Annotated in this window: 10 protein-coding genes and 7 pseudogenes; 11 read left to right on the top strand and 6 right to left on the bottom strand. The window is 59.3% G+C overall.

The window, feature by feature from the left end; all coding sequences use genetic code 11:
- Positions 1-172 precede the first annotated feature (172 nt).
- The gene (locus X773_RS65435) at positions 173-895 is read right to left on the bottom strand and encodes an SMC-Scp complex subunit ScpB (RefSeq protein ID WP_023679077.1); all 723 of its coding nucleotides are present in this window, start codon (positions 893-895) and stop codon (positions 173-175) included.
- A 5-nt stretch (positions 896-900) separates the two neighbouring features.
- Positions 901-1,852 (bottom strand): annotated as a pseudogene (locus tag X773_RS65440) (DUF1403 family protein).
- A gap of 238 nt (positions 1,853-2,090) precedes the next feature.
- Between X773_RS65440 and X773_RS75025 the strand changes: the two are divergent.
- From X773_RS75025 to X773_RS65455, 3 genes are read left to right on the top strand one after another with little or no spacing between them, the layout of a single operon-like run.
- Entirely contained in the window at positions 2,091-2,348 is a 258-nt protein-coding gene (locus tag X773_RS75025; RefSeq protein ID WP_031195575.1) for a type II toxin-antitoxin system VapB family antitoxin, read from the top strand.
- Positions 2,348-2,734: a type II toxin-antitoxin system VapC family toxin gene (locus X773_RS65450; RefSeq protein ID WP_023679079.1), complete on the top strand. Its 387-nt coding sequence runs from the start codon at positions 2,348-2,350 to the stop codon at positions 2,732-2,734. Before X773_RS75025 ends, X773_RS65450 begins: the two co-directional genes overlap by 1 nt.
- Positions 2,731-3,864 (top strand): site-specific integrase, encoded by a 1,134-nt coding sequence (locus X773_RS65455; protein ID WP_023679080.1) that lies wholly within the window; start codon positions 2,731-2,733, stop codon positions 3,862-3,864. The genes X773_RS65450 and X773_RS65455 overlap by 4 nt, the downstream gene beginning before the upstream one ends.
- 254 nt (positions 3,865-4,118) lie before the next feature.
- On the opposite strand, the gene X773_RS65460 is transcribed toward X773_RS65455, so the two are convergent.
- The gene (locus X773_RS65460; protein WP_156937414.1) at positions 4,119-5,780 is read right to left on the bottom strand and encodes a tannase/feruloyl esterase family alpha/beta hydrolase; all 1,662 of its coding nucleotides are present in this window, start codon (positions 5,778-5,780) and stop codon (positions 4,119-4,121) included.
- Between the two features lie 140 nt (positions 5,781-5,920).
- Here X773_RS65460 and X773_RS75030 point away from each other — a divergent pair.
- The 3 pseudogenes from X773_RS75030 to X773_RS77530 form a co-directional block, all read left to right on the top strand.
- A pseudogene (locus tag X773_RS75030) lies at positions 5,921-6,130 on the top strand (leucine zipper domain-containing protein); the annotation flags it as partial.
- Positions 6,131-6,138: 8 nt separating this feature from the next.
- Positions 6,139-6,496: pseudogene (locus tag X773_RS78360) on the top strand (Tn3 family transposase); the annotation flags it as partial.
- Positions 6,485-6,784, top strand: a pseudogene (locus tag X773_RS77530) (NUDIX domain-containing protein); the annotation flags it as partial. The pseudogenes X773_RS78360 and X773_RS77530, both read left to right, overlap by 12 nt.
- Before the next feature lie 710 nt (positions 6,785-7,494).
- Here the strand turns inward: X773_RS77530 and X773_RS65465 are convergent.
- Positions 7,495-7,812 (bottom strand): annotated as a pseudogene (locus tag X773_RS65465) (integrase core domain-containing protein); the annotation flags it as partial.
- A 5-nt stretch (positions 7,813-7,817) separates the two neighbouring features.
- Between X773_RS65465 and X773_RS65470 the strand changes: the two are divergent.
- Positions 7,818-8,195 (top strand): annotated as a pseudogene (locus X773_RS65470) (IS30 family transposase); the annotation flags it as partial.
- A gap of 50 nt (positions 8,196-8,245) precedes the next feature.
- Here the strand turns inward: X773_RS65470 and tyrS are convergent.
- On the bottom strand, positions 8,246-9,505 hold the full coding sequence (gene tyrS / locus X773_RS65475; protein WP_031212411.1) for a tyrosine--tRNA ligase: 1,260 nt from the start codon (positions 9,503-9,505) through the stop codon (positions 8,246-8,248).
- 387 nt (positions 9,506-9,892) lie between these two features.
- On the opposite strand from tyrS, the gene X773_RS65480 reads away from it, so the two are divergent.
- From X773_RS65480 to X773_RS65495, 3 genes and pseudogenes are all read left to right on the top strand, one after another.
- Positions 9,893-10,159, top strand: a complete 267-nt coding sequence (locus X773_RS65480) for a type II toxin-antitoxin system prevent-host-death family antitoxin (protein ID WP_023679089.1) — start codon at positions 9,893-9,895, stop codon at positions 10,157-10,159.
- Positions 10,156-10,579 (top strand): annotated as a pseudogene (locus tag X773_RS65485) (type II toxin-antitoxin system VapC family toxin). Before X773_RS65480 ends, X773_RS65485 begins: the two are co-directional and overlap by 4 nt.
- A 921-nt stretch (positions 10,580-11,500) precedes the next feature.
- On the top strand, positions 11,501-13,567 hold the full coding sequence (locus X773_RS65495) for a carbamoyltransferase (RefSeq protein WP_023679092.1): 2,067 nt from the start codon (positions 11,501-11,503) through the stop codon (positions 13,565-13,567).
- On the opposite strand, the gene X773_RS0138870 is transcribed toward X773_RS65495, so the two are convergent.
- Positions 13,559-13,831 carry a hypothetical protein gene (locus tag X773_RS0138870; protein WP_031212413.1) on the bottom strand — a complete coding sequence of 91 codons (273 nt, stop codon included), beginning with the start codon at positions 13,829-13,831 and terminating at the stop codon, positions 13,559-13,561. The two genes, X773_RS65495 and X773_RS0138870, sit on opposite strands and share 9 nt — an antisense overlap.
- 318 nt (positions 13,832-14,149) lie before the next feature.
- Between X773_RS0138870 and X773_RS75045 the strand changes: the two genes are divergently transcribed.
- On the top strand, positions 14,150-15,334 hold the full coding sequence (locus tag X773_RS75045; RefSeq protein ID WP_198023617.1) for a glycosyltransferase family 9 protein: 1,185 nt from the start codon (positions 14,150-14,152) through the stop codon (positions 15,332-15,334).
- Positions 15,335-15,353 lie beyond the last annotated feature (19 nt).

Here is a 15,353-nt window from a genome sequence, read left to right on the forward strand (position 1 = left end):
ACCTAGGAAACCTGTTGAGGCTCCGCGACAACTCGAGCTTCGGGCGGCGATTGGCGGGTTAACGCTGGGGACTTTGTCCGAACAATCTAGTCCTATTTCGGACGAGATCACGGTTGAGACATCAGAAATATGCTACGAATTTCGGACAAGCCTCACAAACAATAAGCCGCGGCTATTCGTCGAGTTCGCCTCCGACACCCTCTCGGACGCCCGCAAAGTCCGGCATGATCTCCCCCGCCAGCAGCTTCTCCTTCGACAGCAGCCCGGCATCCTCGAGCGCCTCGAAATCCGGCAAATCGCGCAACGTGTCGAGCCCGAACTCCAGCAGGAATTCTTTGGTCGTGACATAAGTGTAGGGCGCTCCCGGCGTCGGGCTACGCGGACCGGAAGCGATCAGGCCGGCACCGCGCAGATGACCAATAAAATCGCGACTGATCTCCTTGCCGAAGAAAGACGACAACTCGGCTCGGGTGATCGGCTGGAAGTAGCCGATGCACATCAGCACCAGCACCTCTGACTGCGTGAGGTCTGCCGCGCGCTCGCTACCGCCGACTGCACTGCGGATGGCGTCTGCATAGGCAGGCCGGGTCAGGTGCTTCCATCCACCGGCGACGGCGACGAGGTCATAGGGTCGACCGCGCAGTTCTTCGCGGATGTCGTCGATGAGGAGATCAATGCTGCAGCTTTTGCCGACGATGCGGGCGAGCGTTTCGCGGTTGACCGGCTCGCTCGCCGCAAAAATCGTTGCCTCGACGCGATGCATCCATTCGCGCCAGCGCGCCTCCGGCGGCAGGTGATCCAGCTCCCGGTCAAACAGCTGGTCAGCTGATCGCCGTTCGCCTGATCGACGCTCATCTGACCGGCTCCCTCCTCGCCTGCGCACTGCCTCCGCCATGATCGTCAGATCCCGTAGATGCGGAAGGCCGGGCGGCCGGACAGCTCGCGCACGGCGCCGAGTTCGACCAGCCGGTCGAACAGGCGACGAAGGCCGCGGTCGCTCATGCCGGCGATCTGTTGTGATGCCACGGTCGCATCGTCAGACAAGAGTTGCTCCACCACGGTCCGCCGCCTTGGCCCTGAGTTTTGGGGCGACGGCAAGCAGCCGGCCCGCTCGGCGCTCGAGCTCGGCGAAAAGATCGATGGCGCGCAGCGCAGCGCGCGCCTGGGCGGCCAGCAGACTTTTGGCACGTTCAGGATTTGTCTCAATTCCTGTCGCCACAGAGCCGGCTGCCGATCGGCGCGGGCGCGCGCTTGCGCCCAGGGCCGCTTCAGCGCCCAGCAGCGGCACCGCGTGTGCCCAGCCCAGCCGCTGCGCCAGCAGGGCGTCGGCGAGCCAGCATCCGAAGGCTCGTGCGAAGCCATATTTTTCGGCGGCCGTGAACGCGCCGGTCAGCATGCCGACCATTCCGATACCTGCGGAAAGCTGTCGAAGCTCGTCCGCCAGGTCGCTGACTGCGTTGTCGTCGCGGCGGAGACCGAGGTCATCCAGCACCGCGCCGATGCTCGCCTCGGTCAGCAGTTTCTCGGCAGGCGTGCCGGCCAGCCGGCGCCAAGCCAGCAGCATCGATCCGGCGGGACCGACGGACAAAAAATCGCCCGGTCGTGTGAGCAGCACGGCGTCGCGCAGCGCGCTTTCATCCTCGACGCGGCCGGCCTGTTTTGCTGTTGCCGCGGCCGCTGAAAGCGCCAGCCGCTACCGCCAGGCGCCGGCCCACCGCTCCTGCCGGCGGACCACCGCATCGAGCGCGCCGATGGCAGCGCCGACAGTGATGGCAATGTCCTCGAATTCTTTTCCCGCAAGGCCTTGCGCATCCGCGACGGCTCGGCGCAGCCAGGCCGGCACTGTTGCCATCGGCACGGTCGAAGGGGCACCGGCAAGCGTGGCGTAGTGGTGCGGAGAGGGTTTGGGCCGCAGAATCATCGAAAACAAGATGAATCACGGCGGCGCTTTTAGCAACAAAAATGGACAAAAAGCGCTGCGCCTGTCGAAACTGTAAAACGAATGATAATGTTGCATTATCATTCGTTGTATACGAGGGCTAGGGGACCATGGTAGAATACGCCAGAAAGGTAGAATTTTGGAGTCTTTCGTGTCCCTGAACATCAAAAATCCGGCCACCGTTGCTCTCGCCGATGAACTCGCACGCCGCCAGGGTATCAGTAAGACAGCAGCCATTCATCAGGCCCTTAGCGAGCGCTTGCATCGCTTGGGCTTTGGAGAGACCGCTCAGGAGCGTCTGCTGGCAGAATTGCGCGCCATCCGAGAAAGAGTTGCACGATTGCCTGAACTGGATAGTCGCAGCGACGAGGAGATCATCGGGTATGACGAGCATGGAATCCCTAATTGATGGTGATCGATACCTCAGCCGTTGTAGCGATCCTTCGGAGCGAGCCTGAGGCAGCAAGGCTGGAACGAGCGCTGGTCTTGGACCCAATCCGTCTGGTCCCGGCAACCTGCGTGCTCGAGGCACGCATGGTGCTGGTCAGCAGGCGCGGCGAACACGTATTGGCCGAGATCGATCTTTGGCTGCGCAAAATCGAGGCCGACATCATTCCTGTCGACTCCGAATTGGTTGATCTTGCGACCCAGGGTTGGCTGGCCTACGGCCAGGGCCACCATCCGGCGGCGCTGAATTTTGCCGATTGCCTGTCCTATGCTTTGGCAAAGCGTGCGGATGAACCGCTGCTTTTCGTCGGCAAAGACTTCTCCCAAACGGATATCGAAGCGGCATGAGCATGGCTGGCGACGCGCAACGATCATCGGCTGCTTCCGGCGATGACGACATGCCCGACATCGTCGATATCGTCATGCAGATGGGCGATGCCGACCTAGCCTCGTCCCCTCCCCTTCCAGCCATTGCCAATCCCAGCCTGCCTGCGCATCTTGAGGCGCTCGCCGGCCGCGCGCGCGATTATATCGAGGCGGCGAGTTCGGCCAACACGCGCCGCGCCTACGCAGCCGACTGGAAGCACTTTTGCGCCTGGGCGCGCCGGCAGGGTCTGGAAGTGCTCCCACCTGATCCGCAGACCGTCGGGCTCTACATCACCGCCTGCGCGTCAGGTACGGCCACTGGCGACAAAAAGCCCAACACCGTTTCAACTATCGAGCGCCGGCTTTCGTCGCTCTCCTGGAATTTTGCCCAGCGCGGCCAGCCGCTGGACCGCAAGGACCGGCATATCGCCACGGTGATGGCTGGCGTTCGCAACACCCACGCCTCCCCTCCCCGGCAGAAGGAAGCGATCCTGCCCGAGGATCTGATCGCCATGCTCGAGACCCTCGACCGCGGCACGCTGCGTGGTCTGCGCGACCGCGCCATGCTGCTTCTGGGTTTTGCCGGCGGCCTTCGCCGATCCGAAATCGTCGGGCTCGACATTGGTCGCGACCAGACCGAGGATTCTTCGGGCTGGATTGAGTTTTTTCCTGACAAGGGCGTGCTGGTGACCCTGCGCGGCAAAACCGGCTGGCGCGAGGTCGAGGTCGGCCGCGGCTCCTCCGACGCCACCTGCCCGGTGGCCGCTCTGCAGACCTGGCTAAGACTGGCGCACATTGCGCACGGACCTCTGTTCCGGCGCGTTGCTGGTCAAGGCAGAGCCGTCGGTGCCGATCGCTTGAACGACCAGGAGGTCGCACGCCTGGTCAAGCGCGCGGCCCTGGCCGCCGGCGTGCGCGGCGATCTGTCGGAGGGCGAACGGGCCAAGAAATTCGCCGGCCACTCCCTGCGGGCCGGCCTCGCCTCGTCGGCCGAGGTCGACGAACGCTATGTGCAACAGCAGCTCGGTCACGCCTCGGCCGAGATGACTCGAAAGTATCAGCGCCGGCGCGATCGTTTCCGCGTCAATCTCACCAAGGCGTCCGGGCTCTGAAAAGCCCCCTCCCCTGCCCCGTTTTGTCCGCTGGGATGAGGCGGTCAGATCTCAGGCGATAACAATACCTCATCGAGCACAGCGAGCGCTGTATCCAGACTATCGGCGGCCGACGCTTCGTAGTCAGGCATGATCATCAACTGCGTTATGGCACGGCCCACAAATTCCGGGTTTAGCTTTTCCAACCGATCCTTGGTCCGGGAGACCTGTTCCGGGAATGCGCGCAGATTGAAGCGAACAAATGACGAGGTCTCTTATCCCCGACACGAATAGCTCGCGATCTCATCGGGATTTCCCTTACCGTCATAGGCAGCTTGAGTGGGATAAGCGCAGATCGGCTGGTGCTTGCCAGGGAATGCCTTGCTGCCAGCCGCGAGAGAGTCCGGAGCCTTGTCTTGGTTTATCCAGCCCTCGATGGCGGCCAAAGGATCAAAGTCGTCGAAGGCTTGGCCATCGCCGCAGTGGGTCATCCCCGGGATTATGAACATGCGCACGAAACGGCGAGTCGCTTCCAAATCGCCGCCGCCTGTGACCTCGACGACTTGCTTGTACCAGCGCACCAGATCGTTGGCCGAGAAGACCGGATCGGAAAGTCCCTGAAACAAGAGCAGCTTTCCACCGTGGGCAGCGAAGCTGGCGAGATACGTGCCGGTCGCATCATTGAGCTTGGCCGTATCCGCAACGCGTGCCGGATCCTTGTCGAAGTCGAACTTCAGGGGGTCAAAATTCGGCGCCGGGGGCGTCATGAAGTAGTATTGAAGCGAGCGGGCTCCCAGAACGATGTTGTTTGCATCCGACTGGGAAGTGGGGGATTTGCCCAGCTTCCACATTCTCCAGTCCGCGCCCGCAACGCCCGTATCATATGGCCAATCGCTGTAAAGCTTTTCGCCATCGGAGCTTTCCGGACCCGCGAACGCGCGGCTCATGGCCTGCACTTGACCAGCCGTGAGGCAGCTGTCCGTCTTATCGCCTTGGCAGGACAGGACCTTTGGGTCGAACCGGCACTGCTGCCAGGCGTTGATGACGCCATCCTCAATGCCATCGCGGGCATCACAGGCAGCGAGAACCGCGTTGGCGACGAGGTTCAGATCCTGCTGGGAGAAGGCGCGGGATAGAATGGGATGGCCGGCCTCATCCTTGGGAGCGATGCTCATGTACTCGCGAGTATCCCAGGCTTGGGCAATGTTGGCGGCACTGAGACGAAAACCCGGGCTACCTGCAACAATCCCGTCGAACTCGAGCGGATATCGCTGAGCCGCTATCAACGCCTCACGACCGCCATTCGAGCATCCCATGAACACCGACTTTTTCGGAGCCGCCCCATAGAACTTGGCCACCACCTGCTTCGAGACCGAAGTGACTTTGCCAATGGAGGCGTACGCAAAATCAATGCGTGCGGCTTGATCGACCCCGAAAGCCGGATCGGGGCTTGGGTGCCCGCCATCCATGCTTACAACAGCGTAGCCGCGCAAGAGCCCGGGAGCCGCGGTCGAGTTCCGGCAAGGAATGGTCCCGACGGCCGGCGCCAGGAAGCCATCAACTGCGCCGCCGCCCTGGAAAAGGAACATGTCGTTCCAGGTCGTCGGAAGACGCACCTCAAACCGGGTGCCATATGATTGACCATCGACCCCCTGGCGTTTCCCGATAACACCTCGGACAAGGCAGTGCCCGCCCACTTTTACCGCCTGAGGCGAGGCGCCGGTGAATGCAGTGAAGGGATCTGCGGGGATCTCCTGCGGCTTTTGAAGGCTAGCCTCGGTAAAGATCACGCTTGGAATTGTGAGCTTGGCGATGGACCGGCACGCCTGATCCGACGCGTTTGCCGCCAGTGCAGGCGCACATACACATATGATCGCCAAAATCAGTGCCAGGGTGCACCCGCGGTCCCGCAGCTTGAGCCCGTTAGCCAAGAACATACCCATCCTCCCTGGATGCCCCCGATAGCCCGAAAGCTGATCGCATTGGTAGCTAGTTGTGAGCTTTCAGAAGGTTATCCATCCGGTCCGAACCGGGAAAGCTGAGGTTGTCGAAGCTTCAGTGATTCCAGTGGGACCGGATGAACATCCATAAGAGTACCCGTCTGACGCCGCTCGGTCGAGAGCGAATTGTAATGCAGGTCGAGAGCGGACAGACGCCTGAGGCCGTCGCCAAAGCCGCAGGCGTCTGCCCGCGGACGGTTCGCAAATGGCTCGACCGGTATCGCGCCGAGGAAATGCCAGGATTGCGGGATCGCTCATCTCGCCCTCATCGGCTGCGCCGGCCGACGCTGGTGCGCGCGAGCGGTTGGATGGGCTTCTGACCGAAATGTTGGCCGGTAACATAAGCCGCTTCATCTTGCTTCGCAAGTTCGAGCTCGGCAACAATTCCGCGGCGGCAAACCGGCTGCTTGACCGACTGGAGTTCCTGCGCGGTGGGTCTTGATCCGCAAGTGCTCGCCGGCATCCGCAACACCGCATCGCTCGCCTGCGTCGGCAGGGTGAGCGCTATGTTCACAGATGGCTTGCGCGATATCAGCTCGGATCGACGCTGGGCGATCCTTGCCGTTTGCGCCGTGGAATGGGAGGCGGCGGTCGCCGATGCCGTGGTCGAGACCCATGACCGGATCGTAAGGAAGACCTGGCGAGAGACTAAGGAGGAAACGGGCTTGACGCTGCAGAGGCTCTATTCGGCCGACATATGCGAGCAATTCTATGAAGCGGACCGCGACGCCATTAGCCTCCTGCCGGTTTTCGTGGGTTTCGCGGGGTCGACAGAGACGGTGCGACTGAATGCCGAACACAGCGAGTTTCAGTGGGTCCCCTTCGATCAAGCGGTCAACATGGTTCCGTTTGCCGGGCAGCGGAACGTGCTCAGGCACGTCCAGAAAGAGTTCGTCGAGCAAGAGCCAAATCGCTGGCTGTTAATTCATCCGCCACGCTAGGCAGCCGGGACGACGCGAGCGGCCGATTCCCACCCCTCCGGGCCGTCAGGGAAGGTGGAAAATCGACCCAAAGCGTCCTCCAAGCGGCGAATTTCGAAGTAAGTTTTCCGCCTTGCTGGAACCCTGCACCTTCATAGAAGCGCAGAGTGGACTCCCTCCGATATCCAGTCGCCAACAGAACCTTGTAGCAATCGGCGTTCCATGCTTTGTCGAGCGCGGCATGAAGGACGGCGCGGCCCAGCCCAGTAGCCCAGTCCGGCGATGGTTGGCATCTGTCACGACGTTTTCGATTACCCCGTAAAGACGGGCTCCCCGGGACAAGTTGGGAACGATCGCGAGTGTGCAGGACGACACGAGCAGCCCTGCCATATCGACCACGAAGACAGTGATCCGATTCGTATGATTGGAAAGTGGATAGTGACAGACCCTCAGCCTTCAAACCAACAACACACGAGCATGGGCGGGTAACCGCTGCATGTCGGTTGTCCACCCTACTGAGACAGATGGGAACCGGACAGCTCGCGACCCTTTTCGGACCTTGGTTCGAGAAAGCTCTACCGGAAGCAAGATGTTCGTTCGTAACAAAATGGACCGATCTCTGCTCTGTGGCGTGTGCGTTCAAGCCGCTCGGGGCGATACCCGCAGAAACCAGCGAGCTTACCATCGAACACCTGCTAAGCTCATTAGCAATGAAGCAACGAAGGTGGAGGCTAGGTGTTTAGTCCCGGCATTTGATGGGTGGGATCGAGTCGGAACCGTTCGGGCTCTTTTGCCCAGATTTTGCAGATGAACTCGTAGGGTGTTAGGCCCTTGAAGGTCTTAAGCCGGCGCGCGAAATTGTAAGCTAAGATGAAGTCGGCGAGATGCCGGCGCAGTTGATCGTGATCGTCATAGTGGAAGCGCTTGACGGTGGCGTCCTTGATGGTCCGATTCATCCGCTCGACCTGGCCGTTCGCCCAGGGATGGTTGATCTTTGTGAGCCGGTGCTCGATGCCATGTTCGTCGCAGATGCCGTCGAAGATGTGCTGAAGGGATGCTGGTCAAGGTCGCCAACAAGGATACCGAAAGCGTCGTCTCGGCACTGATCAAACAGGCACGGAAACTCCCCGGCGAACTGTACCAGTCGTTGACCTGGGACCGAGGTAAAGAGCTCGCCGATCACCAGCGCCTGACCTTGGCCTCCGACGTCGAGGTCTACTTCTGTGATCCGCGGTCGCCGTGGCAGCGCGGCTCCAACGAAAACACCAACCGATTACTGCGCCAATATCTGCCGCGCGGAACCGATCTATCCCTGCACAGCCAGACTAAGCTCAGCGCGATCGCACGGCAGCTCAATGAGAGGCCGCGAAAGACCTTGCTTTATCAAACCCCAGCTGAAAAGTTCGCGGAGTGTGTTGCAGGGATCAGTTGAACCCACCCCGCTAAGCGGGCAGAATTTCTGCGACAGCATTTGCTGAAACCCTACTTTACAACAGTGTGGCGCTTCCGGCCGAGCGAAAGCCGGATCGGGAGGTCTTGGGACGATATCATTGTATCAATCTCGACGAAGTTGCCGTTGATCCGCACACCTCGTCCCGAGATCGCCCTTCGCGCTTCCCCTTTGGAGGAGGTCAATCCGGCGCGTACCAGCAAATCCACAAGGGCTACTCCGGCCAAGCCCTCGGCGTCATTTAGATGAAGCGTCGGTAGCCCCTCTGCGGCTTCGCCCTGCCCAAATGCTTGGCTAGCCGTGGCCTCCGCCTGTTTGGCGGCGTTAGTTCCATGTGCCAGGGCCGTAGCTTCGTTGGCCAGACGTTCTTTGACGGCGTTTAGCTCGGTTCCTTCAGCCTGTCCAAATCGCTCGATCTCGTCCATCGGCAGATCGGTGAAAAGCTTCAGGAACCGAACGACATCAGCGTCTTCCGTGTTACGCCAGAATTGCCAGTAATCGTATGGCGAAAGGCGATCTTCGTTGAGCCACACAGCTCCGGCAGCCGTCTTACCCATCTTGACACCTGAAGAAGTCGTCAGAAGCGGCGTAGTCACTCCGAAGACTTCCTTTCCATCCGTCCGCCGTATCAAGTCGATGCCATTGATGATGTTCCCCCACTGGTCGGCTCCACCCATCTGCAGACGGCAACCGGTCCGGCGGGATAGCTCAAGGAAGTCGAACGCTTGGAGGATCATGTAGTTGAATTCTAAGAAGCTCAGGTTCTCCTGCTTTTCCAGCCGCGACTTCACACTGTCGAAAGAGAGCATCCGATTGACGGAGAAATGCCTGCCGACGTCTCTCAGCATGTCGATCCAACGAATGCTGTCCAGCCAGTCGGCATTGTTCACCATCACGGCATCCGTCGGGCCGTCTCCGAAGACAAGGAGACGGTCAAAGACCTTTCTGATCCCTTCAATGTTGGCGGCGATCCGGTCGTCCGTCAGCATCGGCCGCGCCTCCGAACGGAAGCTGGGATCGCCGATGCGGGTGGTCCCACCCCCAATGAGAACGATGGGTTTATGGCCAGTCTGCTGAAGATGACGAAGCGCCATGATCAGAAGAAGATGGCCGACATGAAGACTGTCAGCCGTCGCATCGAAACCAGCGTAAGCGGGTACGACGCCTGCTTCAAAGGCGGCATCGACACCCGGCAGGTCGGTCCCTTGATTTACATAGCCGCGCTCAATGAGCGTCTTCAAAGCGGCCGAACATGGTTCGGAATGACCGGTTGATAAATCGGGAAGTGCCATAGGGAATCCTCCTGGTATTGCCGCCAGGGGGTCCTCTCAATGAACAAGCCGCCTGACGGCGGCTTGTTTCAAGGCATGATCGAAACGCGCCGCTCCTTATGGAAGCGTCGCATAATAGATTGCAGCGATGGGCGCGGACTTGATCATGTGCCGATGCATAAAGGACTTTATCCGCACCTGCAAGCAATCTGAAATGGCTACTTCGGGGAGCTGCCGAGCCTTTGTCGCGACGATTTTGCAACTGACTTTTGCACCGTCGCAGAACTCAACTTTTGCGACAACATCTCACCAAGGCGTCCGGGCTCTAGAAAAAAGTCCCCCTCCCCTGTTGCGGTCACTATGCATTTTTATATAGTCACCGTAGTCACAATGGTCACGGAGGCCAGAATGCAGTCTGCTCCAAAAGAGGATGCCAACTGGACCGTCGCTCGGGCCAAGGCGCGGCTGTCGGAAGTCATCGAGCGTGCGCAGGCGGCGCCGCAAACGATCACGCGCAACGGTAGGCCAAGCGTCGTTGTCGTCTCCGCCGAGGAATGGCAACGCAAGACGGTGCGCAAGGGTACGCTTGCGGAGTTTCTGCTGGAGTCGCCGCTACGCGGCGCGGAACTCGACCTTGAGCGTCAACGCGATGAACCGCGTGATCTGCCGCTGTGAGGCTACTGCTGGACACGAATGTCCCTGTCCGAGGTGACAAGGCCGGCGCCGGACGCACGCGTTCTGGAATGGCTGGACAAGCTCGACGAGGATCGCTCGTTCATCAGCGTGGTGTCGATCGCGGAAATCCGGCGCGGCGTTGCTCTCATGGGCGAGGGTCGGAAGCGTGAGGCGCTGGCCGAATGGCTTGCCCGAGACCTGCCTCAGCGTTTCGAGCAGAGAGTCCTCCCCGTCGACGAGCCGGTTGCTCTGGCCTGGGGCGATCTGATGGGTCTTGCGAAGCGCCGCGGCCGCGGGCTGACGTCAATGGACGGATTGATCGCAGCCACAGCGATTGCCCAGGAGCTCACTCTGGCAACGCGTAATATGAAGGATTTCGAAGGCTTCGGAATAGAGCTCTTCGATCCGTGGACTGCGTGAATCGCCCAGCACCTCATCCCGAATGCTCGAAGCGAATTTCGAAAAAGAAGTGTGGGTTTGCTCTCATACCCTTTGCTGAAATGTTGTGACAGAGCGCATGGAATGCCACGCGCTTCAAATCGGAGTAGCCATCCAGGAAGCCTGAAGCCCTTTGAAGCGCATGTCCGTCAGCTATTCATAGCGTGGATGACTTTGATCGAAACAAACGATTTCATAACTCTTCGGAAATCTTGCATGGACAAAAGCACGTCCGCACCGATCACCCATCCAAGGAGAAAATCTTCCATGCGCCCTGACGTGCAGTGGAGGTCGTGCCGAGAAGTGAGTTGCAACTGGCCGACCATGTCGGCGGTTCGACGCTAGTCGTCCCCAATGTTCCTGAGCTGCGAAGTCTTGCAGGCGAGCCCGCTGCCCAGCGCGATTCTGCTTGTGGGCGGGCTTATTGCCGCAGGCAGATCCGGTCGGCTCGTCTGGGCAGCGGATTGGAGACCCGGCCGGCAGCGCTACCATACAACATCAGCGCACTTTACATCTACGCGGTATTGCCGTGCTTCCAGTCGGTGCCATGTTTGGCCGACGCATGACGCGATGCGGCCTCCTGCACAGCCGAAGGCGTTATCGGATGTGCGACCGGGAAGCAGGTGGACAGTGCAGCACGTGTCACTCGCTGTGCGACGGTCTTTCGGGGAATGAAATCGGGCCAGTTCACGGCGCGGTGATCCAGCCAAGCTCTCGGCGTCATGGAACGGCAGGCGCCACGATCGAAGCATCTCATGTTGATTCAGGCGGACCCCTTATGAGGCGTTCTTTGATGCCGGTGATGCCTGACAGGCGGTTGCAGCTGCAAGCGACAATGCGGCCTATTTAGTTGGAAACGGAGGCAGGCCAATTTGGCTTGCCCGTCACTATGTGGAGAAAGAAATGCTGTGTCTAGGAATTAGCGGCGGACTTGACCAAGTCCATGAAAACCGATTCGAGCTTCGGAACGCCTTTATGCACGATGGCGCCGCGGTGCTCGTCCGAGACGGACGGGTGATAGCAGCCGTCGAAGAGGAACGCCTCAATCGGATGAAACACTCCAACAAGCTCCCAATTCGTTCGATTCAATACTGTCTGTCAGCGGCGGGGGTTCAGCTCAACGACATTGATCGTGTCGCGCTCTACGCCAGCGAGCCCTATGCCAACGCCATGCTTGAAGGTATGTCCGCATCCCACCCGGACATTCTCTCCATTCCGTTGGATGCTAAAACGTTGGTGCAGGATCTGTTAACGCGTGAGTTCGGCACTAAGTTGGACAGTTCGCGTATTTCATTCGTAAGTCATCATCAGGCGCACGCCGTGAGCGCCTTTGCAATGTCGGGCTTCGAACAAAGTCTCATTCTAGCGATTGATGGCTCTGGTGATTTCCTATCGGGCCTCTTGGCGGTAGGGTCTGGCACAGAAATTACGCAACTCGAGGCTTTCCCCGAGAACAATTCTCTTGGGCTGTTTTATCTCGAGACGATCCGCTATCTCGGCTACGGCTTGTTCGACGAGTATAAGGTAATGGGACTCGCGCCCTACGGCGACCCCGCTCCCTATCGCGAGCTCTTCGAGCAGTTCTACGAGCTCTCCGCCAACGGCGGTGGCTACCGTGTTCACCTCGACCGCATCGGTCCGGCGTTGCTCCGCAATATCGAGGTCAGGCGAAAGGGAATGCCCTTCACCCAGCAGCATCGAGATGTGAGTGCGTCACTGCAGGAAGCGCTTGAGCGGATCGTGTTCCACATTCTCCGGCATCACCGTGAGGCCACCGGCATGAAGCGGTTGTGCCTGGCGGGGGGGGTGGCCCACAACTGTACGATGAACGGTAAGCTGCTGTATTCAGGGCTTTTCGAAGACATCTTCGTGCAACCCGCGTCTCACGACGCTGGCTGCGCATTGGGAGCTGCGCTGATAGTCTCTAACGAGATGGGCCGCCCCGCGCCGTGTGAGCGACTGCAGGAGGTCTATTGGGGTCCTGATCTCGGGAGCGAGCGCGCCGTGCAACAGGAACTGAATGCATGGGCCGGACATCTCGAGGTTGAACGCTCTGATGACGTGGCAAGCAGTGCAGCCGACTGGATCGCCAACGGCGCCGTGATCGGCTGGGTGCAGGGTCGTTCGGAGTTTGGGCCACGTGCGCTGGGCAACCGCAGCATTCTTGCCGACCCTCGGCCCGCCGCAAACAAGGACCGGATCAATGCGATGGTCAAGAAGCGCGAAGGCTATCGGCCCTTCGCGCCATCTGTGCTGGAGGAGGATGCGAGCGAATTTTTCGACCTCCCGGACGGTAGGCACGAATTTCCATTCATGAATTTCGTCGTTCGCGTGCGTGACTCAAAGCGCGCCTTGCTCGGTGCCATCACGCACGTCGACGGTACCGCTCGCCTGCAAACAGTATCGCACAACGCCAATCCCGCGTACTGGGAGGTCATCAATGCGTTCAAGAAGCGCACAGGCACTCCAATTCTGCTCAATACGTCCTTTAACAACAATGCCGAACCGATCGTGGATTCGGTTGCAGACGCGATTGCCACCTTTCTGACGACAGAGCTGGATGGACTTGTGGTCGGGCCCTTCCTGGTAAAAAAGCGGGCTGCAACGCTGCAGGATTGGACTGCGCTTGCGGTTTCGTTGCCGCCCTATGTGTCCCTCCATCAAACCCGCGCTTACAAAGCGCCAGATCGTCGGGAAACTCACTGCGAGATCAGCACGACCCACTTCAACAGTGACAGTGTGCGAATTTCACACGACTTGTTTAATCTGCTGATGCGGATTGAGGGCGAAGCCATGTTGGGAGATCTCCTCAATACAATTGCGCCGGATCAGGCTAAGCGTGACGCTGTGATGGAGGGCCTGCGACGACTGTGGGAGCAGCGCCTCGTTCGGTTGCATCCCTCACAAGCTGCTCGCACGGATCAAGACTGCGATCAAACGCTGGACCAGCATAACAGGCTCTCAGCGTGATAGCGATGCCGCTATCCAAGCTCGGCGAATAAACGTGTTCATCGACGCCGCCTGCCAGCTCACTGCTGGCAGGCGGTCGACTTCATCACAGGGTTGATTCGTCCACTTCATGTTGGACGACCCGGACGCGCAGAAAAAAGCGCCTGCGGCGGGTCCTTTGTTAACCACCATGATGCGGGACCACAGCGACAGGGCGTGCCGGAGACGGTCAATCCGGCCGGCGATGTCGTCGCCGGCGGCGACGGTCTCATTCAGGATCAGCATCGACCAAAGAGCGAGGCCACTGCCGTTATGCTCGAGATCTGGGGACGGCGGCTTGGCGATCGCCGTCTACTCGGCGTTTCTCGAACTCACTGCATGCAAGACCGTGACGAAGCCCTTCACATTGCGGGTCGGGACATAGCTGGCTTCTTGGCGCGCTACCACCGCTAGAGATGCAGACTTCGCCCGACAGCTCCTGCTGGAGCGCGGCTTGGATCTGATGGCAGAATTCTTGCGGAGACGCGGACAAGTGGGGAGCACTCCAACCCTACACACGCGTCACTGGCTATCAGTGTTGACCGTATAATCTTCGGAATGGCAATGGCATATTTTACAAAGCACGACCGCAATCAAATTATATACCGCAGCTGGGAAGAGCCGGAACAGTCAAGCGCAAGGATGAGAATTTTGGTCCTCAAGCTTGATCATGTCGGCGACTTTTGGATGTCTCTAGGGCCCCTAAAGGACCTTCGTCAGCGTTTTGCGCATGCCCACATTACGCTGGTGGTGGGAAGCTGGAACATCGCTACTGCAAAACAGTTCGACCTCGCCGACGATCACATTGCTTTTGACTTTTTTCCTCGCAACCCAAAAGTCAAAACGCGCAAAAAAGCCGCCGACATAAGGCCGCTGCTGACCGGCGAGTTTGATCTTGCCATTGATATGCGTGTTCCGGAAGAAACAAGGCCCATCTTGCTTGAAGTCCCCGCCAGGCACCGTGCGGCGATAGTTGATCCGTACAGCATGCATCAGATCGATATTGCGATAGCGCCATTCAATCTGAAACTGCGCAGAACCATCCTCTACAAGCTGGTCCAAAAAATAGGGCTTGCTAACAAAATCCCTCGTAGATGGCTTGATTGGTTCATTGACCGCAAGCAGGCGCGTCTCCAGCATGTGTCAGAAATCCTCCTCTTTCTGGTCGCAAAGGCAGCTGCCTATTTCGAAAGCGGAGCGGGTCACCCACAGAATTCGACTACAGGCAATGCCCCGATTGTCGTGGCTCCGTTCTCCAATTCCAGCCTGCGAGATTGGCCGATTGAAAGTTTTGGCAAAGTTGTCGCTGCTCTTTCGACCCGTGGTGAGGTGGTCCTCGTTGCCCGTGGCGAATGCCTGGAAGCGCTTGAGGAGGTTGCGAACATAGCTCGGGATCGTGGAGCCGCGAACATTCGGACGGCTGTCGACTTGTCGGAATTGGAATTCAATTATCTCGTGAATTCGGCCGCGCTCGTCGTTTCGAACAATTCAGGCACCGGGCATGTCGCTGCCCAGCTTGGCCGCCCTACTATCGGCATTTTCACGGCGTCACATCTACCGGAGATTTGGGGGTTTCGAGGTCCCCTGGTCAGCATGCTTATGAGTGTTATTGAATGTCGCGGGTGTGGTCTGGACCAAGTGCGGCATTGTCCGGTCAAAGTCCGATGCAAGTTCGACATCACGCCGGATCTCGTGATTGCCGAGGTAAACGCCTTGATGAATCATTGTAAGGGTACGGCACAAGCTTAGTGGCTCGCGGTCACCATAA

This window comes from Mesorhizobium sp. LSJC280B00 (genome assembly GCF_000502835.1).
In the GTDB taxonomy this organism is placed as follows: domain Bacteria; phylum Pseudomonadota; class Alphaproteobacteria; order Rhizobiales; family Rhizobiaceae; genus Mesorhizobium.